Here is a 23859-nt window from a genome sequence, read left to right on the forward strand (position 1 = left end):
AGAATAGTGTTCCATAAAAAAGAGGTATCCCTTTGGGAAAAGAGCAATGTATGTCCATATTCCCCCCTAATCCCCCATATGCATCAAGCTAAGCTTTAGTAGCTTATTGGCTTGTTCCCAAACTCTGTTTGGGAACATACTTGTACGGGAAACTCTGTTTCCCGAACTCAGAAGTACCTGATCGTATGATTCCTCAGAAGGGACAGGGTTGAGACCTATTCTTACTCGAAACAGAGTTTCGAGGCAATTGCGTTCCCAAACACAGAGTTTGGGAACGAGTTACTCATGAAGCTCATGAACACAGAAATCCTTAGCTTGATGCATATGGGGTTTACCCTACCACACAATGTCATTACGATGCAATGGTGGATTCACGTGGAGTTAGAAAATGTGCTCACGGTTCCGGTCCGTACACTTTCTGGGATGGTGCACCTTGCGCGGGTTTCGATGTCTGACACTTGCGTTTGGTCAGAACCAAATCGCGATCAGGCCCCGGGCACTTGTAGTCGTACCAGCACAACGGCCTGTCGGGTGGCGGGTGCATGGTCTGAAGCGGATAAACACCAACGATGATCGCGTCTCTGCGCACGATGACCCTGATTGGAGTGCCATCGGTGAAATGCACTGTGCACGCAAACGCTCCGGTGTCGGGATTGAAGAGATCGCATTCTATTTTCTCAACAACACCACGATCCCCCTGCAACTCGGTTCTGACATAATATTCCGCCGCCCGCTTACTCGTACTTTCATGATCACTAAACCAACCCGCACACAGGTCTTCAGACTCTTTGGTCCCGGCGCCGGTTGCAGTGACTTCCCCGATTACTGCCCGCTGCACACACTTGGCGGCGTGCGCATTGTTGATCTCAAACGACTTCCCTCCTTGCTGCACGACGTGCGCCAGCTCATGGCCCAGCAGCTTCTTTCCGGCCTTGGTAGCCGGTGCATACTGTCCCATGCCAAAGACCACATCCTGCCCAACGGTATAGGCCAGCGCGTTCACCGCTCGCGCTGATTCAGAGGCCTGATTGTTAGTGTGGATACGGACATGACTGAAGTCATAGCCAAAGTGGTGTTCAAAAAAGGCGCGATTAATCGGGTCTAATGGCTGCCCCGAACCAGGATTCTGAAGAAAATTATCGGGAAAGGATGTACCCGTTATGTCAGAAGCCTGTGCGGTCTTGCGCTGAATCAGCGCTTTTTTCTCTTCCTCACACTCAGGGCATGGTGTACCCTTTGCACAGGCACACTTTCGCTGTAACAGGGGAGAGGTTTTGGATTCAACCACAGTCTCCGCTATTCGGTCCGCTTCCTGCTCGTATGTATCTCCAGGCTCGTTGATCTTGAGTTTAGCCTGGATCATGTGATTGTTCTTGCAACGCGGACACCCTCCACCGCAAGGACAGTTCGACTTGCATTGTATGGTTGAGACCTGAAGATTGCGGTGGCTGATAGGTAATCTGTTCAAATCACTATGCACACCATCATGCCTTTTTTTGTATACCGTACCCGGAGATAGTTTTTTGGCAATGGCTAAGGACATACGATCACTCCTTTTACTCATGAGATTTTATAAATCTATAGACAACTTACAGAGAAACACTCCTGATTATTGTTCCCTCATTTAGTCCTTCCTGATAGTATTTCTTTCCTTAGGGTTTATATCTTTCCGGAGTGACTAAAAAGGCTCCTCCTTAATTTGATCTGCATCGTTCATACATGGTTGTTATAATCATTTTCAGTTGTGCTCTTTTCGCTCCCATACGGTAAGCAATTACCTCTTAAATATCTTCCCAATAAACCATAAGCAACCAAGGATAGCCAAGGCTCCGGCTATATAGGTATCTATAAATAGATTCTTTCTGAAAGACTGGGCTTCGCCAGTCAATGAAGTAAATAATTCAGGTTCTGAGATGACAAGGAAACAAGCACGAACGAAAATGCCTATAATGATAGCGATGAGAATTACTAATACTATAGGATGAAAAAGGCTCGGGTAAGGTGGCAGATACCAGCAATCTGCCTGTCTCTGAAATAATTTTAAATCAACCTTGCTAGTATTCTTTTTATATTCCTCCCAAAGTACTGAATATAAACTCTTGCTCTTTTGAAGAGTAACCGTAACAGTCACAATCAAGCCTGCCATAAGAACAGGAAATAACTTGATGAGATCTGGAAGATCCGCAGGAATCCGGCCAAACGGCGATTCTAACAAACTAAGTCTTGAGTCTAGTTCTTTCTTGCTATCTTGCAATTTCGCCATATCGTTATTTATCTTATCCAATTCTTCTTTTTGCACTTTTACAGCTTCTTTTAGCCTTTCAACGAGGATATAAACCTTCTCCTCCAGCGATCCAAATGACTTTTTTACTTCATTTTGAAGCTCTTGCGCTACATCTAACTTACCCCTTGGCCCCGAATAACTCCGCCAAAAATTCGGGTTTTCTTTTTCGACTCTATCTATATACTTTTGAATATTTTCAATTCCTTGTTTGGTTATATCTTGCAGATCAATATTTCCAACCATATCTGATGTTATTTTTGCCTGCTTGATTGGTTCCTCGATTCCTTCCCTAATTTCATTGAGCAAATTATTAAACCATGTCTCAATATACCAATGTACACCATCATTAAATGTAGTAATATCAGACGGTAAGAAAAAATCCCCGATTTTTATAAAGCTGGACTGCTGAATTTGCATTGATTGCTGAACAGGAAAGGGCATATTCGAATCATTTTCCAGTTTTTCTCTTTCTTTGGCAGTTCCCTGGATATTAGTTGATTGTTGTACAGGCGCCAGAGGCTGGGTGTGTGTTGATCGGTTAGAGGTGTCAGGAGATGACTCAGAAAGAAAGACCTTCCAAATATCTGACAATATCCCTCTCAGATGTTGGGGAAAATTCTTTATCTTGTCTTTAATATTAGCCTGATTTGTCTTGATATCCTGGCTTAGTTTTGTAATGTGTTCAGACTGACCTGATAATTGATCAAATTTTATTTTCTTATTGTCTAATGATTTTTTTAATCTAGGCTCTTGCTTTTTATATTCAAAATAAGGCTCCACTACATAGAAATGGGCAATTAGAGCAAACAGGAGACCTGCTCCGAAAAGACGGTTCATCTTCGTTTTATTTGATCTCAGATCATCAAATAATATATCAGATAACTGCTGCATAGCTTATTCTCCTGACTGAGGCACTTCATGAGTTCCATTTAATGGATTCACCTACACGAAATCAACCATCCCAATTTCTTCCGCTAGGCAAGGAAAATTCAGTCAATTCTGAACTCCCAATAACCGGGTTTCCGCATGTTACTGTCAATTTTTCCATAAAGCAGAAGTTTCAAAATATTGTCCACGATGTCTTCAATTCTTTGTGATATAATAATTACCTCATATTTGATTTATACAAAACAAATACCTAACCCGAACGAGTCGGAATATGGAGCGTGGGTGGTTTATCCCCCACCAAAATGCCGATCACAAGGAATCGGCGCTACAATTTTTGCAAAAAATATCAAAATATTTTTTGCAAGATACTTTAACACCTTCATATATTTATTTTACAAGTAATCAGGGCGAATCAGCCAACACTTAAGGGACATGATAGCAAAAATATTCTAGATTGGAAATCGGAAATATAGAGAAAAATACGATTAATTGGCTGATAGACTGAAGATTCAAGGTGCGATATAAAACCCTTTTAGCTTGGCCAAAAGCCAACCATATATAATCACAAATCAAGGTTTGACCCCTTTTCACCCTTTTCACGTAGAGTATTTGTCATTGCGAGGGGTTTTTTCCCGAAGCAATCTTTTCTCAACTATTCAAGAGATTGCTTCGGACACTACCCTCGCAATGACAAACACAACGCGGACAAACCATGTCCCCGTACGCCTTGAACGGGGGCATGTCCCTGTAAGGATCATTTGTCTGTGCCACCCTGAAAACCGCTTACATACAATGAAAATTCCTCTACAATCAAGCTAAATATTGTATCATGACTACGTATAATGGGGCCTGATCTCTTATTGTTACACTGGTTTATGGAAACGGGATTGCTTTCCCACCAACGATTTTCAACGGACCCCGGTCTGTCAGGAAAAGGATCTCATTCCATTTCGGAGATAACTTAGGAAATATAGATACTTCTGCTAAACTAACAGGCTGTCCTCTAATATCAAACACGATCCAATTCTTCGTGCCGGGCGGCATGGCATGAATACGCTGCTCCAACTGCCTCGTGATCGCATTCCAGTCTACAGAATCCAACCTCGCGATAAAATCCTTTCTCTTAACTTCTACAGCTGCATTCAACGCTTTGCTGTACCATTCTGGCTCACTTGAACCGAGTGGGTTCTTCCCTCCGGTTTTTTTGGCTGGTTGCCCTTGGAGATAGAGAGGATGATATTCCCAGTCAGGTGATGGGAACTTGTTTTTCACAACCATACCCGCATCGTGCTCACTGAGTTTAGCTGGCGGTAAATCACGTTTCGTCACCATACGTTTCCATTCCTTAAACCCAAGCTTGCCACCTTCCCTCCGATAAAGTACAAAGTGAAGATCGTTACCCGTCTGCGTGCCTTTGGCATACCCAGGCTTGCCTAGAAGTTTCTTCAGATCATCGAGTGGCATCTCTTCCCCCTTGCGGATTTGATCCAAACGATTCCCCAGCTTCGTCGCCGATTCCGCTGCTGCCTTCCCTTTCAATTTCTTGAGTTTGGTCATTTCATCGGTGAGATGCGGGTGACTCTTGATCAGCTCCCCGAAAGCCTCCTCGACCGATGAGGGTGTGCACCACCTCGAACAACGAAGGATACGTCCATCCTTGAGAATTGGCCAAGCATGTCCGCCATGCTCAAGGGTGTAAGCGGCCAGCTTGCCCGTCTTGATCGCCGCCTCCTCCATTCCTTGAGCCGCCTTGGACGTTCCCTCAAGCTGACGATGCCACACCAGCTTCTTGCCAAGGTCGTATTCGACTTTAGCCGTTTTTTCTGCGATATCGCGAAGTTTAGTGATGTGAACGATGGCCTGCTTACTGGTGAGGTTAACCTCTTGCACCTCGCCTTCGAGAAGTTTCCAATAATCCCTGGCGGTTTTCGCTCCGGCTTTAACGTCAGCCACCACCATGCTGACCTGGTCGCCAGGGGAAATCGGGCCCGTGTCTTGGCCGGCCAGGGTAAGCGCTATATCGGTTACCATGAGGCTGGCCGTATTGATTCGGATCGCATTGCTGAGGTAGTAAGTGTAGGCTGTTTTGCCCAAATGGCTGGCTGCGGCCCACGAATACCCATAGGCGTTCACAGTAGCCGATACTTGCCTTGCCGCAGCCGTAGTGAGAGCGCTCCCCGTCCTCACTGTGCCCGTGATGAGTGTGTATCCGGTCCCCACCGCACCCGAAGCAAGTGGAACTCCAAGCTGCCTAAGCCCGAGTCCGCCAGCGTGAAGCGAGGCAAGCTTAAGGTTTGCCACCGAAAGCTTTTGCATCCCAAATTCGGGTGAAAAGACTTGAATAATGACTGGAGTCAGTACCGGATCAAATCGTGGCAAGCCCAGCAGAGCCAACTCCTCTTCTGACAGCACATCTAAGTCTATGCCGAGGGTGTTTTCATAGATAACGAATGGAATTAAACGTTGCGTTTTCTTGTGGCGCCGGGTAAAGATTCTTAATACTTTTGTCGGATCGAGCGGTTTGTTGTAAAAGAACAAGCCCCTGTTCAGGGGAATATGCAAGACCTTACCGCCGGAGTATTTAACTATAACGTTTTCAGCATCATGGTCCAGGCCGACGATATCGACATCAACCGATTGCGGCTGCCCCTGATAAGGAGCGTAGTCGTGTATACCGGGTTCAAAATCCTCCAGCGGGTTCATCGGCCGGGTCGCCGCCAGCTTTTTGATCTGCCTGGTCCGTGCCGCTCTGGGTATTCCTTCGCGATATCGAGCGAGCTCGGACGCCTCAGCCTCCTTTGCGGACGTTTCCAGATAGTCTTCTTCTGCCAGAACCGCATACTGCAGCAGTTCAGTGTCGTCAGCAGATGGATTCTCGAAAGATTCCGGACGGACCTTGATGGATTCACGATAGTAATAATAAATAAAGACCCAACGCTGCTGGTCAGATTTCCAGTGCAGACCGTGGCGTAATGCTTTTGGGAGTGAAATCCGATGAGCGACGAGAGACTTTGCCTGGTTTAGCAACTCTGCGTCTGCATATCTCCGGCGCTCTTCCCACGCTTTCTGGATCGCTGTATAGAGCCGACGTCTATTCTGTACCCGCTCCTGTTCACGTTGCTTTTGCCCGAGCACAGGTTTGGTTTCTGCTGCAAGGTCTTCCGCGGCGCGTGCCGCCTTTCGCCGCTTCTCAAGCTCACTCCTGTCTTTTTTTAGCTGTGCCTGATCATATTCTTCCAGCACCTTCTCCCGGTTCGCTTCCATTGCTTTGTAAAAATCGCTGACTATCGCAGCGATTTCGCCAGCGTTAGCAGGGGGTTTGCGGTTGTGCCTGGCCCAAAAGACAAGTCTTGGACCGTCGCCGGGGCGGGCGAAGGACACCAATGCAGCCTCGACGGAACTCCAGTCGTCTTCATCCGGGCTCCGTTGAACAACTTCTTTGGTGGTCTGCCCGATTGATTGCTGCCGTACATGAGTCAATTCGTGCGCAATCAATCGCCGCCCCTCGTGTGTCCCCGAAGCAAACCGACCCGCACCGAACACTATGCTGTTTCCCACGGTGTAGGCATGCGCGTTCACGTCCCGTGCTGACTGCTCAGCCACCGCACCGGTGTGCACCCGCACTCTGGAAAAGTCAGAGCCGAAGCGCTGCTCCATGTCCTGCCGCAGCATCGGCTCCAGCGGCCTGCCAGGGCTGGCAAGGGCTTGGTTTACACTGGCGGGCGCTGCGTCTGTCTGCCCAGTCGATTGCCTCACGAAGCGCTGGATGCGCGATGATGCCCCGCTAACGACGGTTTGCGCCGTCGTTGCCATTACCAGATCGGCAATCCGATTTTGAATATGTTTATCCTCTTTCCTAACTCCTGACAACTGACCGCTGGCACTTGTATTTGCAGGCATACGCATCACTTGCTCGGCCACTCTGTCCGCTTCCTGCTCATGCGTGTCCCCTGGTTCATTGATCTTGAGTTTAGGTTGAATGGTGAGAGTGTTCTTGCAACGAGGGCACCCCCCACCGCAGGGACAGCTTGGTTTGCGTTGAATGACTGATACCGGAAAAGTATGGTAAATGGCCTGAGAATGCTTTGAGGCGCCGTGCATAATGTCACGCTCTTGTTTGCGTATGTTATCCGGAGATCGCTTTTGGCCAAGGGCTAAAGACATAAAATACTTTTCTCCCTCATATACAATTTCATTATCCCTGATCAGATTTCCTGGATCATTTTCCAGGTTTTTCAGTTGTGCCTTGATCTTCTTTCTGAGATGAAGGCTTCGTAGTGGGTTTTTCTGTTCCTGGTTTTGGCCGCATCGTACCCTCAGGGGGTTTACACGCATCTACCTCATTACCAAGGAGTATCTCGCGATAATCAACCCGCCCTGGCTCAGGAGTCAAGGACTGTTTATCAGTATAGAGAAGCATCCCTTTCTGATCAGAAATACGGATAAATACCTGGGGACATTGTCTCGCTTTACCAGTAAGCGCTGTGAACCACGGCTTTTCTCTATCATCCCTCATATTGCTGTAGCTCAGCTTGAAATAACCTGTTTTATTAGTACATGCATAACCTAACTGCCCGACCCATTTACCCTGTTGATCATAGAGTGCAACGGTAAGATTCGGTATACCCTTGAAGTTCTTATCACGCACAAAACCATGCAAAATCCAGGTATTTTCGTCTACCCCCGGAATTTCTGTCCCGGCATGGTCACGTTGCACTTCCAGGTCCCGGATAAGACCACGGTTTACTTCTATGGTATTTGTAAGCTCCATTACGCGCGGGTGATTGGCTCCCAATTTCTTGCTCAGGCGCAATTTTTCCCTCTCAAGGCGGGTTGCTTTGGCGCCCCGTACTCTCATGAGTCCTTCAATCCCTATCTTGCGTTCGGCGTCAGTTCCCGAAATACCTTTTTCCAGCGTCTCAGAAATAGTGTTTAATGGAATGCTTCTCTCTTTTCTTGATGATACCACTGTTCCCTCCTGAATAAAAATGTACTTATTATTATGTAACAATCATCGGCTGTCCAAAGGAATTGACTGAATCCCTTATCAGTGCAAATGGATTACAGTAATCATCCTTTCCAAAGATTTGCAGAAAGACTTTGTTGCCAGTATCTACTTTAAGATTCGACAGGCCTGAAACGATTATGCAATGAGTTGTCTGGTTGTTCGTGGTGGCATTCATGTACCCAAAGGTTGTGGCCGAATACAGCGTATTGAAAATACCCTCTTTCAGCCGGTTGTCGCTCATGCGCACCGACAGACCAAAAAGGAAGACCTGAGATAACACAAGGTCATCGAGTAAGCTGCAGTCGCACTGGTTATTGTGAAATCCAATGTCATCAAGGCTTACTATTACTATAGAAGACAATGACAAGCTTTGGCCTGTCTCCAACAGATCCAGTACGCACTGATTATTATTAAACAACACATTACCATTAGCCAGGTATTGACCGAAGCGGAGATCATCAAGGCCTGGCTGCGGAATAAATACCGTATTGCCGCTAACAGTAGCGCTGGCGCCAGGTTTCACATGGCCCGCGCGCAATGCGTTAAACGCCAGGAGTTGCCAGTGAAGCTCATTTGAAACCCCCAGATTCATAATCGCTATCGTAGAAGCGAAGGACGTCGGCGATGGTTGATTGCGTTGCGAAATCATGCCACGGCTGGTGAACTGATTCCCTATAACAGACACTGGTCCCAAAGCGGTCAGGGAAAGCGCCTGACCCAATGGCACGCTGACAATATTGTCATGCACCTTAACGGCCGGCATACCATCCTGGACCGGATATGGTTGTTCACGAATAGTAACCTGCACAACGGGAGCCACGCCAAAGGCGATATTGATTCCCCCGCGCCGTCCAACCTTAGCTGAATTTGCCGGTTGGTTTGTTTTAATACCATTATTCAAAATGCGATTGCGGGAAATGTCAATCCCCTCGCCGTGCAATATAAATATGCCACAAACAGGCTCCAGGTGATTTGGACCGTTATCCTCAATAACGTTATCATGAATCACAAGATACTCCGCATCTGCAAGCGAGATGCCGCCGTAGCCCATGCTGTTAATCATTGCTGGTGGAATGTCCGCCAGAGGGCGCTGCAGACAATGACGTATTTCATTGCCAATAATGGTAAGCCGTTCCACAGTAATGAACTCATCGGCTGCATCGAGATTGAAGAAACCAGCTACGCCGATGCCGTTGAGACCCATGTCTAGGATTCGATTGCGCTCAACAGATATCTCATACAAATCACCCGCCGAAACCTGTCTGGTACCATCTTCATCTTCAGTCCCACGTGGTGGTATAAAAACATCACCGGGCTTACACGGGCTGCAAGGGTCGTCTGCATTTACCACCCAGCCGATAAATCCGCCAACATCACTGCCAGCTTTATCAATTATCTGAACGCTGCCCAGGGTAATACCGTTTCCGATACCTCCCTGAATCAGGTTATTGATAATACGTATGCGTTCAGAAGTACCGCCTAGCTGCAAACCGCCAAGTCCTGCGGAAGCCTGTATTCCCTTCATCGCAATGCCTGACACCTCTTCACGGGCAGGTTTAACGCGAATCGTGTTATTCTCAATCAAGCCATCCTCGCCCACGAAAAAAATTCCTGGCCAGACGCCTGCACTATCACTCATCCCGATATGGCATTCCCGGATTGTAATAAACTGCCCGATGTGCGCCTCAATGGCGCTTCGGGTTGCAGCACTGATATGTAAATCGGCCAGCGTTATTTCGCGCAGCAGCAATGGTCCATCAATGGTAGTATTGCCAATCACAATCCATGGAGGAGGACTGCCTTCAAGCAGGATACCAACACCCGTATTATGAGCAACAACGGCAAGGGACTCAATACAGATATCTTGTGAATCCCTGATGTGGATCACCGGATTGGCCATACCAAATTCCTCGTCTGGAATCCCGGAGACGATTTTGCTGCGCTCACCGCAACCACGGATCGTGATATGTGCCCTATTGTTGATCAAGACATTCTCAGTGTATTCTCCGGGCAGCACACAGATCTCCCCCCCCGTGGACGGAAGCTGATCAATCGCTTCCCGGATGGAGTTGAAATCTCCATGACTGTGTTTACCATCGCCAACCTTATACGTGCAGCAGGTAGCAAGCTTCGTCAACGGCTGGAAGATGTGTCGGCAATCTTCGATCTGATCAGGCGCCGTGATGTCCCGGTTGGCATTCCAATGTAATATTGCCAGCGGTGCGCGATGGTAGTGAATACCCTCTGGCGGTTCTCCGGTAATTATTCCGCCACTATCTTTGCCAAGTAATATCTCATTATTCTTTCTATCGCCAGCACGAACTGAAAAGGTCCAGTAGTCGCCAGGCGCATAGTTGGCTCCAGCGACTGATTCAAATTCCAAACGGATCCCATCCCTCAATTCATTTGGTGCTGCCGGCGTTGTAACTTTTGGGAAATCCGTAATGGGCCTGATGTCGTTCCAAAGACGAAAGAATACAGAGCCGGAAGAAGCAGGAATGGAACCAAACATCGGCGTATTGGGCAGATCAAGTTGATTGTCACTATTGAGTGTGACCCTTGCCCCATAGGTAACCTTCCAATGCCCCAAACCGGGCGTCACCGGAGAGATCGGGTCGTGCTCTACGGCTTCGAGGTAGAATTCAGTCAACCCGGACGTTATAATCGCCTGGAGATTGGCCGTTATGGTGACTTTATTAGTAACGGCATCAAATTTTCCCCGTCCGGCAAGGCCCCCGTTGAACTGAGACCATTTGAACATAACGGGGAAGCCGCTATTTACCTCAGCAATTTCTATCCGATACAGGTTGTGTTCAAATCCAGTGTATCCTCCGCCCTCAACGGCTGGACAGTCTCCCGGAGTTATACTTGTTGGTTGCAGCGAAACCGTTAGCTTTCCTTTTTGTGAAAAATCATCTTTGAGTTTATCACCGATGTTATCGCAGGTTTCTCCATCAGCCAGTCTCAGTAACCTGAATGCCATTGCTAAGTGTGCTCTCTCTGTGGTATCCGGACCACCAAGGGCAGGTTCGATTAACATCTCAGGCATTTGAAAACCATTCACTGCTTCCTCCCAGACTTCCAGAATGACTGCATCACGGACACCTGCGCCTATTGTTGATTCGTCGAATGATGGATCCTGAATGGGTGGTTGAAGATAGGGAGCGACACGAAAAATCTCCGTTTCTCCCTTGAGATAAACTAATAATCCATCTGCCCACACCCTCCCTGGCATTACGGTAATTTTTATTGTATTATCAGCATCGACCTCAGCCGCAGTAACGTTAAATCCATCCGGTTCATCCGCCGGCACCGCCGCGATATCTGCGCCTATAATGTCCTTACCTGTTGTAGCTTGCCAATTATTCGTTATGCGGGTCTGTGCATTCCAGTCACTGTCGAGCAGTACTCTGCCCTGCTGATGAAGGACGCCGTTAAAATTTTGTTCCGGATCAAACTGCCATTTTGAAAAATCACCCTTCATGGTATACTCCTTTTAATTTGGACACAGATTTTCACTGATAAGCACAGATATTGCATATTGAGGAATCGCTGGAATATTTTCCCTTTTAAATTCTAACATCATTGCATCCTCATAAACCTTTTCCGGAAAGCTACAACCAGGTTTGTTATAAACTTTATAGAAGATTTTCATAATTCGCTCTGTTAGTTCTCCGTGTTTAATATCCTGATAATCTGTGTTCGTCTGTATCCGAATAATATTCTCTGTTAAAAGTATTTCAAGTTACCGGTATTAATAACGGTCTTACCCCCACGGGCATGAATTCACGGTAGCGGATTCGGATATTACGCCACTTGTGCGCTTCCATGAGAAAACCGAAAGCACCCATCGCATCGTCATTCGGTCCTCTCTCCCGGATACGAAAGTCGGTAGTATGGTCAAGCTGCCCGTAAGCCGGATTCCCGAATACTTCACTGACAAACCTCAGATGTGCCTCCGTTCCCTTCACACATCCATGGTTCTGTGGCAAACGATCTCCATTTCCTGAAAAGTAGCTGAATTTCATGCATCCCTTCTGATTATCCAACACCTCCAGGGTATGAACCCATATTCCGCCTCTGCCATGAATGCCTTCCACTCTCATACGACCAAAGACCGTGATTCCGCTCACTTGTGATGGTGGCCCCCATGAGGCCGATGGATCACCGGCACCCGAAATAGCAAACACTGCGGTTGCTGGATCGTCATTAACTCCGCTTCCCGCATCTATGATCGAATCGGTAAGGAAAAGGCGATAACCAGTATCAATAAACAGCGGCCCGGTAATGGTACGATGGAGTATGATTTCAGGAATTTGGTTGAAAGCTTCCTCCTCTGCTGAGTTAGCAAACCCATACGGTTCCCTGATCCTCATTGAAGGATGGATAGGCGCGCGCTTCCCTTCAGGCGTGCCATCGAGTTCTCTGGAACCTCCTGGATCAAGTGTGCAATCGAAAATCTCCAGATGATGAAGAGCTGCCCTCACAATCAGAGGTGTTCCCGGAGGATTCGTAGCTGCCCAATTTTCGCTTCTGGTAATATATAATCCCTCCAGACGGACCGTAAGGTTCGCCATTATGGCGTCGAATTGCTTTTGCTCATCAGGGTTTGTTCCTTTAACATGTGTCGGGCGGAAACGTAATGGTTGTGTCAGCCTGATGATCGGCCGATGATCATCTGCGGCGCGAATAATGAGAGATCTGTTTAATTGCAGATTAAAGCCGCCGTCCTCATGAAGCATTCCAATAAGAGCAGGGTCGCTTACATCCAGTTCATGTATCATGCTATCCTTGATTTCGATAACGATGGGAGATGTTGAATCCTGAATGTTGCTGAGAGAATCCCTTAACCCATGGGGATTTTGATGGAAATTAACCTCCCTGAACAAGACCGGCTCTCCATTCCACTCCATTGCCGCAGAAGGGCGTGATATCGGATGAGCGCCAACCGGCCCTACAGCACCGTAGGTATATATCAGTAACAGATGATCAACGAGCGCAGCCGCCTCGGCATCGGTATCAATACCGATAACGATTCTGCCAATGACGGGATCGATGGCAATTTCACGATTTTTAAGAGTGGGTTGCAAACCCGTCTCCCACGCACACAAGTTTGCCCCTCTCAATGTCCAGGTATTTCCGGCAAATGCAGGTTCAGGCAGGTATAATTGAAAACCGGCATCGGATATATTCAGGGGCCCAGTAGTGCCGTAGATATCGATGGATACATATTTATCAGGAGCGCCTGCCGCCGAATCCTCAGTTAAACGAACTGTGGGAATAGGGCCTGGCGTCTCATCTATTTGACTCAAAACGGGCGGTCTTATATCCGGATTAAACCGGTACGTATTAAAAAGTCTGACCGGTTCTCCCAGAGGATGAATGTAAAATTGGGTAATAAACTTTGCCTCCGTGCCGGTTGCCACCAGGCTGTTATCAACAATGCCATTTGTTAACGGATTTGGTAATGGCTTCGATATACCAATCCGATAAGCGTTCAAACGCCAGAGAAAGATGGCAAGATTCGGCAGATTGTACCTGATGTTGCCGAACACCTGTGGCTTCAGATCAGCGGTATGGGCAAACGGATCAAATGGTGTGTTGAGCAGACTCAGCATCGCAGGATCACGAAGCATCACGGTACCGCCTCTGATGACCGTGTGCCTGGTAACGGAAGGAAGGCCGTACGGCGGTTTACCACCTTCATCTTGCCGCTGGTGATTGAGATGCTGGTTCCAGACCAAATTTTCCCTCAACTCAACGCAGTGCATGCCCCACTGAGTCAGGTTATAGGTAAGGAGTTCTATAGCGCCCAGCGTACCTTTTCGTCTGCGAAGGGCAATCGTATCCGCGACATCGGCTCTTAATGTCCAGGGATCGCCTGATAAATGGCTTGTGCCCAGCAGATCGCCGATGTAGGGAATGACCCAGTCAGATGATGTCTCAATAAAGAGATCGTGATAGAGGGACTCGATGTTTTCATGAATAGCCCCAAAGGTCTTTTCAACCAGGGCTAAATAGCTTTTGAGCTGAAACGGAGGTTGCTGCTCCTGGTCTTTAATTCTGTAAATTTCAGGTAATCTTTCATACAGAGAGACATGTTTTTCTTTCATTTCGATAAACCTCGTAATACATTGAGCCTTCGGCAACTTACCTACAAATTTTTCCCTCCCGTGATGGGAGGGACTAAGGGATGGGTTCTCTTATGATTTATCAACCCCTAAAAACATTCAAATTCCTCAACTTCACTGTTGTTTTACTTGCCTTCATCTGTGCAATTCGAGACTCAACAGTCAGCATTCCTTCATAGATTCTGCTGCCGCAACGCTGAGCTGAAGGTGTCCTGTGTATAAACTCAGGACGTGAAGGTTGTCACAAGAAACAACCGGGTTAAACTGTTTTGACTCAGAAGGAAGGTCAAGTTCTGATGGATCATCCGCTTCGCCGAGAGAACCAAACACGAGAACCTTCGCCCATACCACACCTTCTACATTTTGAACCGTCCCTGCTATTCTGGTGGCGTACTCATTCTGTCCAAACCGACGTTGATGAATCCCGAAAAGTCCCTTCGGGTTATCAATACTAGTATCTTCCCCACCGTTAACGCCCAGCGCCTCTTTTATCGCTTTTTTCACAAGCTCCTCCCGAAAGGCCGGATGAAGACCAAACACAACGCCAACATAGACGTAGTGCAGTTTACCGTGATCAACTTTAACCGGAAACCGCTGTGGACCACGGCATGTATTGTAATTGTTTACAATACGTTCGACCTCGTCTTTCTCTTTATCCCGTCCCGTTTCCATTAAAACAGTCAGCACAACGGCCGGGATATTGTCCACCAGTTGCCATGCGGCAGATACTTTTGAAACACCCGAGATCGCCAGGGTCTCGCTTTCAAAATCCCTAAGACTAACAAGCCGTCCGAGACTCTGCACCTTTCCTGGCGCGGCTTCCCTGGCATTATTGCCGGTTTCCGGCCCGGAGCCTCCGGAGACAACACCGGGTAGTTGAATCTTATCAAGCCGGTTTAATTTGTCTCCTGCCTGTACCGTAGTCTCCTCCTTCAGGGCGCCATACGCCCCCGTGCCAGTTCGATAAACGGCTTTCACATTATTCATACCTGAGGGCAACCGCATACCGGTACTCCCATCGCCAAACTGCACCCAACTATTGCCATCTGCATCTTCACGAACAATATAGATTTCCTCCTTTGGCTCCCTGCCGAAAAAAGACGGCACTCTCTTCCAGAGGCGATCGTTGACATAAACCTGTAATTCAGGCGCTTCGGGGGGCGTCTCACCAGCAGAATTGAGATAGGTTAAAGGCGACTTCGGAAGTTTAAACGTTTGAAACGGCTGACGGCTATCGCCATTGCCCAGCACAGTTTCTTTCTCAGTTTTTCCCTGGGTTGCCACGCCCAGGTTGCCGTAGACGGTAACGCGAGGATTACTCAAGGGAAAATCCCCGGCAGTAAAGAGTTGTAGGCGTGGATTTAATGTGAGCGGCCGCAAAGTTATCTGGTTGTCTAAACTGACGCTGGCACTCTTACTATTCACCAGCACCTGCTCCATTTGGTTATTTTGAACAAACTGGACGGACCGTCCATCTAGTTTTTGATATGAATCAGAATCGCCATAATAGTAAAGACTTGAGCCATCTGCCGGCTCAACAGGAGTGCGGGTAGCCTTCAGGGTAAATTTTTCTCCAACAATCTCGTGAAATTCTACGGTTCGAATATCGGTATAGAGAAAAGACGGTGTTAATGGAGTTAGGACAATCTCGTTATCCAATTCAACCACTGTTGTGCCTCCGGTTAATGCCCCTCTGGTTACAGAGGCTGAGGTTACCTTTGTTATTTTTCTCTCAAAGAAGTATGTCGGGCCAGTTCCTGAGGGATCGGCGCTGAGCTGAAGACTGATCAGTATTGTTGAGCCTGCAGAGATATCCTTCACTTCGCTGTCCAGCGGGAATGAAGTCAAGTTTGGTAATGGATCGTACGCTCCGGCCTTTGCGTATAATCGCAATCCTCCCACCTGAGCGCTGAAAGACACGTTATTTTGAACGGCTATCCCGTTCTGCACAACCGTTACGGTTAGCGGTGCATTATATCCGAAGTATCTGAATGAACTGCCAAGCTTGTACGCTGTAATCTCATCTCCGGCTAAACCTCCTTGCCAGCCACCCTCAACAGTTATCTCGGTACGCTCAAAGCGCTCCTGTATATCGCCCACCACCACGGTTTGTCGTACAGTTTGAGGATTCACAGGAGAAACCACAAGCATAAGGCGATCCTTTTTGTTCAATTTGATGCCTGCTTTACTCAGAACGGAGGTTTCAACTGAAAATTTGGCGGTTCCTGTCGTAATATCCGGATAATAAAATGGCCGGTACAGATAAAATTTACTTAGCGCCGGTACAGCGATAAACTCCTTGATAATTTCAAACTCCGACGGCTGTTCCAGCCCTTCCAACTGTGCCTTCATGGGAAACCCTTTAGGAATGATTACCGGTTTATCACCGCTTACCTCAAAGATGAAGGTAGCGCTGCCGCCTAAACCCGGCGAAAGCCGGTAGCCCAGCAATCGTACGAGATCGGCAATACTCTCCCTCCACCGGGCGGTCCTTACATAGGCTTCATTGGCATAGAGTTCCTGATAAAAGGTTAGAATATCGCCCAGAATCGACGCTCCTTCCAGCAAGGCGATGCCAGGATCATCCGGCCCCCGATGGGTCCAGGGAAAGAGAACCGGGTCTTTGTTTAAATTTCGCAGAATCGCTTCCCGGAAATCGGAATAGGTGCCGATGCGGTAATCGATGTGGGACAAACCAGGTCTGTTGTTTGGCCTTTTCGGAAAGAGCAGTGGCTCTTTGCAGTCATTGCGGCAATCTGGCGTCATTGACGGCCTCCTTTTACCGTAAAATCAATAAACCCTTTCTCCCTGTGATCAGGGTCATTCCTGACCTGAATGATCTCATTGGATCGTACTTCGATGACCCCTGGCGTACCTGGAGTTGCTTCGTTCCAGCGCTTCACGGCCACGGCAATCACATGGTCAACACCTTCGATCATCTGCGCCCGTCCGATGATTTGACTTTCCCTGAGTTCCTGTCCAAACGTCCACAGGTCCGGATGGAAGAATGCCATGCGTCCATCCGGTGTAAATAATCGGGACGGATGCAGAGTAAAACGTGTATTTCCAGGGGAACAAATCGAGGCGGACGGATCTCCAGGTCTTCTCCGATAAGCCTGACAGCGTTCAGATAGACTTGGATCTCTTTTCGCAACTCATCGTCCAATACGGTCGTGCCAGCCGGATCAATCGTAATCCGAACGGTTCTCCAGCTTCCGGTCCACAGGTACCTGGCTGAGGCGTTCGAGACTTTTGGGAGTTCTTTAGCGCGGTCTACATAATCTTTGAGGGTTACTGCACGGAGCTGACGGAATCGATATGCCTCCGGAATACGGCGAACGACTTCTACCACAGGTTCAGGAGATCTTCCATTTATTACATCAAAGGGGTTCCAGCATTCCACTATTTCAGGAAAAGTCGCCCTATCAAAATTGATCACTTTATCCGCACCGATATTACCGTCAAGGCCCTGACCGATCTGGTAAGAGCAGTAAACAACAGCTTTATCCGGTAGCTCTTTGCCATTGGCGCCGTTTCCAAAACGGATCAGGCTTTTTCCCTCTTCATCGGTTTCTACAATAAAGTGATCGTCGTTTTCATCGCTATGAACCAAACTAATGACTTCGTTCCACGTGTCAATACCGCCTCCCTGTGTTTCTACAGCCACTTCAAGGGTTGATTCCGGCGGTATCTCACCGTATGGCGCCTTACCATCCGGAGAGTTATTTTTATAAGCAAGAGGTCCTTCCGGCAGCTTACAGACGGCGCCCCACCTATTATTTTTCTTACCGGTCTTCTCATCCGCATCGCCAGTCCTTTCATAATAAAATTCATTTGAACCGGCAAGAGTAGCTCCATGTTCCTTAAAAATAGTTTCCTCAGGCCAACCGTGATAAACTACTACTAAGTTTCCATGGAAAAGGGAAATGTCTTCGATCTTGCCTTTTGGTGCAGGACAATCCACCGTAAAACAGTAGTTACTTTTCAACCTGTCCCTTTCCTCCCACCGAACCCGTACGAACCATTCTCCGGTCAAAGGATCTTGCATTGCCGCAGCTCCTTTGTCTCCGGAAAGCAATTTTAGCAGTTGCCTTTTTATCGGATCCCTGCCCGGCTTCTCACCAGTTGCCGGATTCTTCCATTCCTGAATTAAAAGATACCGGACCAATCCTGAACGGATCAAATTCTGGACAATTACTGCAGGTGGTTGTCCGGTTACGGCAAGCTTTAGATCAGCGATAGTACTTCCGGTTGCAAGGGACGGAATTGAATTGCTCCATGTGTACAGGCCCATCTGATTAAGCAAATAGTGCAGATGCTGTTGTGTGCGGGTTACAAAGACGACAGAAGAAGGAACGTTTATATCATCGTCTCCCGCCCAAACTCTAAGATTTATCGGTTTAGCCGCAGGATTTGGATTTGGTTTGGGTAAGTCGAGTTCTTGCCCGTTGTCCAATTTCAAGGTCAGCCACGTACTTGCCTGGTTACCCTGGTGGATGTGATAATCCATCAATCGGGCATGCCGCGCCAGGGAGACTCTTTTGCGCACCGTAGCGAGATACGCCTCATTCATAACCCTATCCTGGTAGTCGCTTAACTCGTCTGCCGCAGCGCTGAACAGTTCCAATAGCACTTGATCCAGATCGGCCTCACTCGTAGGCTCCCAGCCTGGCACTCGCTCCATCATTGCAGCGATCATGGTATGCCGGAATGAATCATAATCTTTTGCCAAATAATCGATGGGAGGGTCTACCTTCGGTTCAGGGGCAGGTTCCCGGTCTGGCGCACAATGCTGAAAGCATCCGGGGCGAAATTTAAAATCGATTTCAGCAAAAACAGGATCGATATTCTGATAATTTGTGCTTACGGTATAGGTTGAATAGTCGCCTATCGGTGCCACTGTCAGCGTTAAAAATGTACCGGCAGGATTTCCGGTAATTGCAACAACTTTGACCTGATCAGAGGCTGGACCAGCAAGAATCCGATGGCCTCCGGAAATGGGAAAGATCTGTTTTGCCGCCGTTGGATTCGCTGCAAAATCATTTAAAATGTTTGCAATCTCATTATTATTATGGAAATGAACCTCCAGGTGCGCCTCAGTCGGGTTTGGATCCGGGTGTAACGTTACCAATACAAGTTTGAAACCGTTAAGATGGTGAGCTTCCAGATTATTCGCCCGCTCATGTAAGGCCTCCTGGTTTTTAATAGCCATTTTTATCCCCCTTTTCGCTCAAATTTCATCACCCTGGTATCTTCAGTCCCTGCAATCCGGTATTTAATCTCCACTCCGATCTTTTCATGTTCCACAATAACGATAAGATCCTCTAATGCTATCCGGTGACCAAGCCATTGTGAAATCGCCTGAGTAAGTATGGCCTTCGTCATCGCGCCCAGGGTCTCATCGGCATTTTCAAAAACAAGGCGGCGCACACCTCCGCCAAAATCTGGCAGAAAAAGCCGCTCACCAAGATTGGTCAGGATTAATTGGATCAACTCGTCCCGTACATGTTCCTCAAGGGATGATACCTGAGCTGTCCGGCCATCTTTTCCTATCCGGAAAGGAAATGAGAGGTGTTTCCCATATTCTTGTGTCATTGAGCCGATGCCTTTCTTTGAGTATTTATAATAGTTGCAACCCCTTGAAGAGTGCCATCAGGGTTAAAACATTTTCCTATACTTGATTTGACGAGTACTGGTATTTCATGAACAGCCACTTTGTTTGCTCCTGCAGACCATTCGATTCGTACACAGGGTGAGTAGGTATCTCCCCTATAAAAAGGGCAACCTATTACAGAATGAACGTCGGTTTCCAGCAGGACAAACGCATTATTGGCAAAGACCTTTCTGTTGGAAGTAATAAGCATCGCCCGGCCTCCATGAGGACACATGACAGTACTTGTCATTGTCAAGATGTTTCCCGGCATGTTAACTCCCAATATAAATTAGGTTGGGTTTTAAAAGACAAAACCTAACGATTTTTCTTTTTCACTCACCCCTTTTACCCATATGCATCAAGCTAAAATAGGTAATAGGTAAACGGTGAAGAATAACAAACCACCCATAATCCCCCTTAGTCCCCCTTTAAAAAGGGGGAAATGCATAATCTCCCTTAGTCTCCCTTGAGAAAATGGGGAAAAGTTTGCTATGTTTGATCAGACAAACTTTTCTCAAGAGGAAATCCTTCCTCCTTTTCTAAACTAATCATCCTTTCCTCCCTTTTTTAAACTTATCCTTCTTTCCCCCCTTTTCTAAATTATCCTTCTTTTCCCCCTTTTTTAAAGGGAGGTTAGGGGGGATTAGAGGGGAACAGGGACATACATTGCTCTTTCTCCAGGGGGATACCTCCTTTTTCATGGAACACTATTCTTAGCTTAATGCATATGCCGATTTACCCACCCCTAAATCCACTCCCGGGAGGGGATTTTTTTATTCCCCTCTTGGGAGGGGTTGGGGGGTGGGTTCATTCCCCTGTAGAGACGCAAGATTTTGCGTCTCTACAATTAGGGATAGGGATGTGTTAACAGCATCATGAAAAACTTTGAATTTTTTACACATAAAACCAGGCTGCCTAACGTAGGATAAGGCTTTCGTCTTGCCCGCCCCCGTGTGAATGTGTACGGGACTAGCAACCCTAAAGGGTTGCCCTGCAGCATGAAAATTCCTCTCCATGAAAATAGAATTACTCTTATCTCACCTCAAACGCCCCATTATTGATATTTACTCCATGCGCAGAAAGGATAATCTGAGTGGCGCCAATCTTTAGCATAATTTCATTCTCTGTCATGGTTATCTCTGAACCTCCGGAATGGAGAAGCCTCAACTCTTTTTTATCATCATCCAGTATGACCTTATGCCCCCCCGATGTTGCCAAAACCCTTGTTTTTGTTCCACCCGGCTCAGGCATTTCTTCACATCCCCACCAACAGCCAGTCCAAACAGGGCGGGATGGGTCACCTGCCTCAAACTCTATCCAAACTCCATCACCCACTTCCGGAAGCACAACCAGGCCATGATTTTTACCTGCAAAGGGAACGACAGGCAACGCCCACGGAGAGTTTTCATCTCCATACACCTCGGGAACCCGGGCAATGATGCGACCCATATTTTCCGAGTCATTTACATCCTTGACAAGACCACGGTATTTTCCAAAATAGCGGGATCGTGTAAATTCCGTCAGCTCAACAACAAGTTTTTCCATATCAGGATCCATCATCAGAAAATACTCCTCACAAGATTGATAGCCATACCTTCGGCAAGCTTAAGAAAACTGCTGTCAAAACGCTCAGACTGTGCATTTCTCCTCACGGTAAAGGACTGAGAATACACAGACCGTGTTAACGTATGGGTAACCTTACTAATCAGATAATTTCCGCTCATCCTGCTATTTCCCCCCAAAACACTAACCACCCTGTAGGGCTGCAATACACCCGGATAGAAATGATCTAATATGCTCCCTGTCGCCTCGAAGGCATAGCTCAAATTTGCAGCTTCGGCAGTTACGGTATGATCAAGGTCCACCGATTCTCCCTGATAAGGAGGAAGTATCTGAATGGCTTTATCTGCTTCATTCTCCAGCCACGGCGCCGCTTCACCAAGGAGATCGATCTTGTTAAAATGAGTAGTTGCCTTCATTACCTCCTTATCGCAGATGCTAATTGTAGCAGCCCTTACGGTAGCCGGCCTTTATCCTTTCCCAATAAGATAAGAGGAGGTAATCCATCTGTTTGAGCAGGAAAGTCCTTAAAACAACCGATACTCAGTCCAGGCTCACTCCCCGGCAAAACATAGGCATGTTTCCCCTGTCGCCTCGCCAGGAACCTGAGTAGCTGCATCTCTGTGCTGCGTTGAACTACGACAGGTGAAAGAGTTCCTGGCGGTTTGGAAACAGCTTCAATATCAAACGATGCTACCTGTTCAATACTGCGAAATATTTGCATTGCAATTTCATGATCCGACATATTCTCAAAACGCACTACGCTCTCTCTCCGATTCAAATATACACTGTCATCCTGAACAATCATGATGATCATACTCTCACCCGGTTTTGAACTCTTTTGATTGTCATATGTAACAACCGGTCCGTCAATAAGAGGCGTAAAAGGCAATGTATCAACCTGGATCTCCACCCTCAGGCGAGAAAAAGACCTCATGAAACGCTCATCCTCTCCCACCCAATTCCCGTTATCATCAAGATAGACGGGAATCTGGATACGCGCCTCCCATGCCATATCCACTTCCTGCTCCACCGTGATCTCTTCTACTCTTTCTAGCTGCTCGCGGGTAGCGGGATTATTATCAAAAAATATTCTGAATCTGATATCTGGCATTAGTGCTCCGGTATCTTTATCATGCGTCCTGTCTCTTTAACAAGATCATTGGCCTGTACCTCGGTATTTGCATCTGCAATATGCCAAAACATCGCAGGGTTGTTATACGTGCGCCGGGCAATGATGTCGAGACGATCATTTCCTTTTATCATGGTATGTTTACCCTGCATGAATGGTAGTTTTCTTAACGTTACAGCCTTTACAACCCTTCCATCTTTCAGGATAACGTCTACGGTTTTTATTTTATTATATCTCGACGATTCTAAAAACATCGTACATCTCCTAGAATGGGATAATATCAATTCCTTGTTTTGCCGTGTTAACAAGATTCTCTATCGCTTTATCTTTTGCAAGGTTCGACCATGTAAGGGCGCCCCGGGCAACTGTATCATCTATATAAGAATTAATCGTTATTACATTCAAACCGAGTGAAACCTCGGCCTGGATTGGATTGAGAGATTGATCATACTGCTGCTCGGTAATATTCATAGACTCTATAATTACCGGCAATACCCGCATCTGTCCCCACATAAAAAGGGTGCGGGGATAATTCTCCCTGGGAATAGGAAGAGTTACGGTAACACCCGCAACATTACTTAATAGTTTTCCAATTTCATCAACGGCCTTTGCCATGAAACCATTTACTGTCTCTTTTGGATGGACCATTTTTTCTAAAGCAGCCAACTGATGACCAATACCGTAGGCCCTTGCCGCCTTGTCACCTTTATCCAACTGATCTGCAGCGCTAAAATGTGCGGTAAAGGTAATTTTTTCAACAGGAACTTCACCTGTCTGACCTACCTCCCGGCTTGCAACCCCCGTTGGACGGGTAGGTATTTGGATAGCCCGGGAAAGACTTTCAGGATTAAATTGAAAAGTCACGGCATTTAAAAGAGGTCCCAGAAAGTCGTTTCCATATTCTACGAGCGCCCCTCTTACTAAATATGGCATACTATCTCCTCTTGTGAATATCAAAAAATCATATTGAAGATCACCCCTTAATCCCACATGCATCAAGCCGCTACCCGACTTGTTCCCAAACTCTGTTTGGGAACATGCATGTCCGAGAAACTCTGTTTCCCGAATCGAGAAGTATCTGATCGTATGATTTCTCAGAACTATGGACTCTCGAAACAGAGTTTCCAGGCAATTGTGTTCCCAAACAGAGTTTGGGAACAAGCTACTCCAAGCTACTACAAGCCACAAGAACCATCACAGGCC

The 23859-nt window shown here is 47.2% G+C and carries 17 protein-coding genes; all 17 read right to left on the bottom strand.

From position 1 onward, the window contains the following. Positions 1–394: 394 nt before the first annotated feature. Positions 395–1543 carry an eCIS core domain-containing protein gene (locus FBQ94_RS05055; protein ID WP_007220990.1) on the bottom strand — a complete coding sequence of 383 codons (1149 nt, stop codon included), beginning with the start codon at positions 1541–1543 and terminating at the stop codon, positions 395–397. A gap of 231 nt (positions 1544–1774) precedes the next feature. Continuing rightward, positions 1775–3175, bottom strand: coding sequence for a hypothetical protein (locus tag FBQ94_RS05060; protein WP_007220989.1), 1401 nt, complete (start codon positions 3173–3175; stop codon positions 1775–1777). 870 nt (positions 3176–4045) lie between these two features. After that, complete coding sequence (locus FBQ94_RS05065; RefSeq protein ID WP_285442020.1) at positions 4046–7093, bottom strand: eCIS core domain-containing protein; 3048 nt, start codon at positions 7091–7093, stop codon at positions 4046–4048. Positions 7094–7391: 298 nt separating this feature from the next. Next, positions 7392–8141 (bottom strand): hypothetical protein, encoded by a 750-nt coding sequence (locus tag FBQ94_RS05070; RefSeq protein ID WP_007220987.1) that lies wholly within the window; start codon positions 8139–8141, stop codon positions 7392–7394. 31 nt (positions 8142–8172) lie between these two features. Further along, positions 8173–11664 carry a DUF6519 domain-containing protein gene (locus FBQ94_RS05075; RefSeq protein WP_007220986.1) on the bottom strand — a complete coding sequence of 1164 codons (3492 nt, stop codon included), beginning with the start codon at positions 11662–11664 and terminating at the stop codon, positions 8173–8175. Positions 11665–11676: 12 nt separating this feature from the next. Then, complete coding sequence (locus FBQ94_RS05080; RefSeq protein WP_352246353.1) at positions 11677–11919, bottom strand: GxxExxY protein; 243 nt, start codon at positions 11917–11919, stop codon at positions 11677–11679. Between the two features lies 1 nt (position 11920). Then, positions 11921–14293, bottom strand: coding sequence for a hypothetical protein (locus FBQ94_RS05085; protein WP_007220984.1), 2373 nt, complete (start codon positions 14291–14293; stop codon positions 11921–11923). Between the two features lie 180 nt (positions 14294–14473). Then, positions 14474–17077, bottom strand: coding sequence for a baseplate J/gp47 family protein (locus tag FBQ94_RS05090; protein WP_007220983.1), 2604 nt, complete (start codon positions 17075–17077; stop codon positions 14474–14476). After that, on the bottom strand, positions 17074–17250 hold the full coding sequence (locus tag FBQ94_RS05095; protein ID WP_285442021.1) for a hypothetical protein: 177 nt from the start codon (positions 17248–17250) through the stop codon (positions 17074–17076). Before FBQ94_RS05095 ends, FBQ94_RS05090 begins: the two co-directional genes overlap by 4 nt. Beyond that, positions 17247–19523, bottom strand: a complete 2277-nt coding sequence (locus FBQ94_RS05100; RefSeq protein ID WP_285442022.1) for a baseplate J/gp47 family protein — start codon at positions 19521–19523, stop codon at positions 17247–17249. The genes FBQ94_RS05095 and FBQ94_RS05100 overlap by 4 nt, the downstream gene beginning before the upstream one ends. A gap of 2 nt (positions 19524–19525) precedes the next feature. Then, on the bottom strand, positions 19526–19906 hold the full coding sequence (locus FBQ94_RS05105; RefSeq protein WP_007220981.1) for a GPW/gp25 family protein: 381 nt from the start codon (positions 19904–19906) through the stop codon (positions 19526–19528). Beyond that, positions 19903–20235: a hypothetical protein gene (locus tag FBQ94_RS05110; protein WP_285442023.1), complete on the bottom strand. Its 333-nt coding sequence runs from the start codon at positions 20233–20235 to the stop codon at positions 19903–19905. The genes FBQ94_RS05105 and FBQ94_RS05110 overlap by 4 nt, the downstream gene beginning before the upstream one ends. Before the next feature lie 761 nt (positions 20236–20996). After that, positions 20997–21524, bottom strand: a complete 528-nt coding sequence (locus FBQ94_RS05115; protein WP_007220979.1) for a phage baseplate assembly protein V — start codon at positions 21522–21524, stop codon at positions 20997–20999. Next, positions 21524–21943 (bottom strand): hypothetical protein, encoded by a 420-nt coding sequence (locus tag FBQ94_RS05120; RefSeq protein ID WP_285442024.1) that lies wholly within the window; start codon positions 21941–21943, stop codon positions 21524–21526. Before FBQ94_RS05120 ends, FBQ94_RS05115 begins: the two co-directional genes overlap by 1 nt. Positions 21944–21978: 35 nt before the next feature. After that, positions 21979–22638 carry a hypothetical protein gene (locus tag FBQ94_RS05125; protein WP_285442025.1) on the bottom strand — a complete coding sequence of 220 codons (660 nt, stop codon included), beginning with the start codon at positions 22636–22638 and terminating at the stop codon, positions 21979–21981. Next, a complete protein-coding gene (locus FBQ94_RS05130; protein WP_007220977.1) occupies positions 22638–22910 on the bottom strand; it encodes a LysM peptidoglycan-binding domain-containing protein in 273 nt (90 codons plus the stop codon). The genes FBQ94_RS05125 and FBQ94_RS05130 overlap by 1 nt, the downstream gene beginning before the upstream one ends. 10 nt (positions 22911–22920) lie before the next feature. Next, a complete protein-coding gene (locus tag FBQ94_RS05135) occupies positions 22921–23589 on the bottom strand; it encodes a hypothetical protein (protein WP_007220976.1) in 669 nt (222 codons plus the stop codon). Between the last annotated feature and the right edge of the window lie 270 nt (positions 23590–23859).

This window comes from Candidatus Jettenia sp. AMX1, from assembly GCF_030263775.1.
Classification (GTDB): Bacteria; Planctomycetota; Brocadiia; order Brocadiales; family Brocadiaceae; genus Jettenia; species Jettenia caeni.

What these genes read in the sequence shown, in the direction of transcription:
- FBQ94_RS05135 (WP_007220976.1), bottom strand. Translation starts at nt 23,589, where the DNA reads ATGCCATATTTAGTAAGAGGGGCGCTCGTAGAATATGGAAACGACTTT.
- FBQ94_RS05100 (WP_285442022.1), bottom strand. Translation starts at nt 19,523, where the DNA reads ATGGCTATTAAAAACCAGGAGGCCTTACATGAGCGGGCGAATAATCTG.
- FBQ94_RS05105 (WP_007220981.1), bottom strand. Translation starts at nt 19,906, where the DNA reads ATGACACAAGAATATGGGAAACACCTCTCATTTCCTTTCCGGATAGGA.
- FBQ94_RS05115 (WP_007220979.1), bottom strand. Translation starts at nt 21,524, where the DNA reads ATGATGGATCCTGATATGGAAAAACTTGTTGTTGAGCTGACGGAATTT.
- FBQ94_RS05055 (WP_007220990.1), bottom strand. Translation starts at nt 1,543, where the DNA reads ATGTCCTTAGCCATTGCCAAAAAACTATCTCCGGGTACGGTATACAAA.
- FBQ94_RS05060 (WP_007220989.1), bottom strand. Translation starts at nt 3,175, where the DNA reads ATGCAGCAGTTATCTGATATATTATTTGATGATCTGAGATCAAATAAA.
- FBQ94_RS05130 (WP_007220977.1), bottom strand. Translation starts at nt 22,910, where the DNA reads ATGTTTTTAGAATCGTCGAGATATAATAAAATAAAAACCGTAGACGTT.
- FBQ94_RS05090 (WP_007220983.1), bottom strand. Translation starts at nt 17,077, where the DNA reads ATGACGCCAGATTGCCGCAATGACTGCAAAGAGCCACTGCTCTTTCCG.
- FBQ94_RS05120 (WP_285442024.1), bottom strand. Translation starts at nt 21,943, where the DNA reads ATGAAGGCAACTACTCATTTTAACAAGATCGATCTCCTTGGTGAAGCG.
- FBQ94_RS05075 (WP_007220986.1), bottom strand. Translation starts at nt 11,664, where the DNA reads ATGAAGGGTGATTTTTCAAAATGGCAGTTTGATCCGGAACAAAATTTT.
- FBQ94_RS05110 (WP_285442023.1), bottom strand. Translation starts at nt 20,235, where the DNA reads ATGCCGGGAAACATCTTGACAATGACAAGTACTGTCATGTGTCCTCAT.
- FBQ94_RS05125 (WP_285442025.1), bottom strand. Translation starts at nt 22,638, where the DNA reads ATGCCAGATATCAGATTCAGAATATTTTTTGATAATAATCCCGCTACC.
- FBQ94_RS05095 (WP_285442021.1), bottom strand. Translation starts at nt 17,250, where the DNA reads ATGATCGAAGGTGTTGACCATGTGATTGCCGTGGCCGTGAAGCGCTGG.
- FBQ94_RS05085 (WP_007220984.1), bottom strand. Translation starts at nt 14,293, where the DNA reads ATGAAAGAAAAACATGTCTCTCTGTATGAAAGATTACCTGAAATTTAC.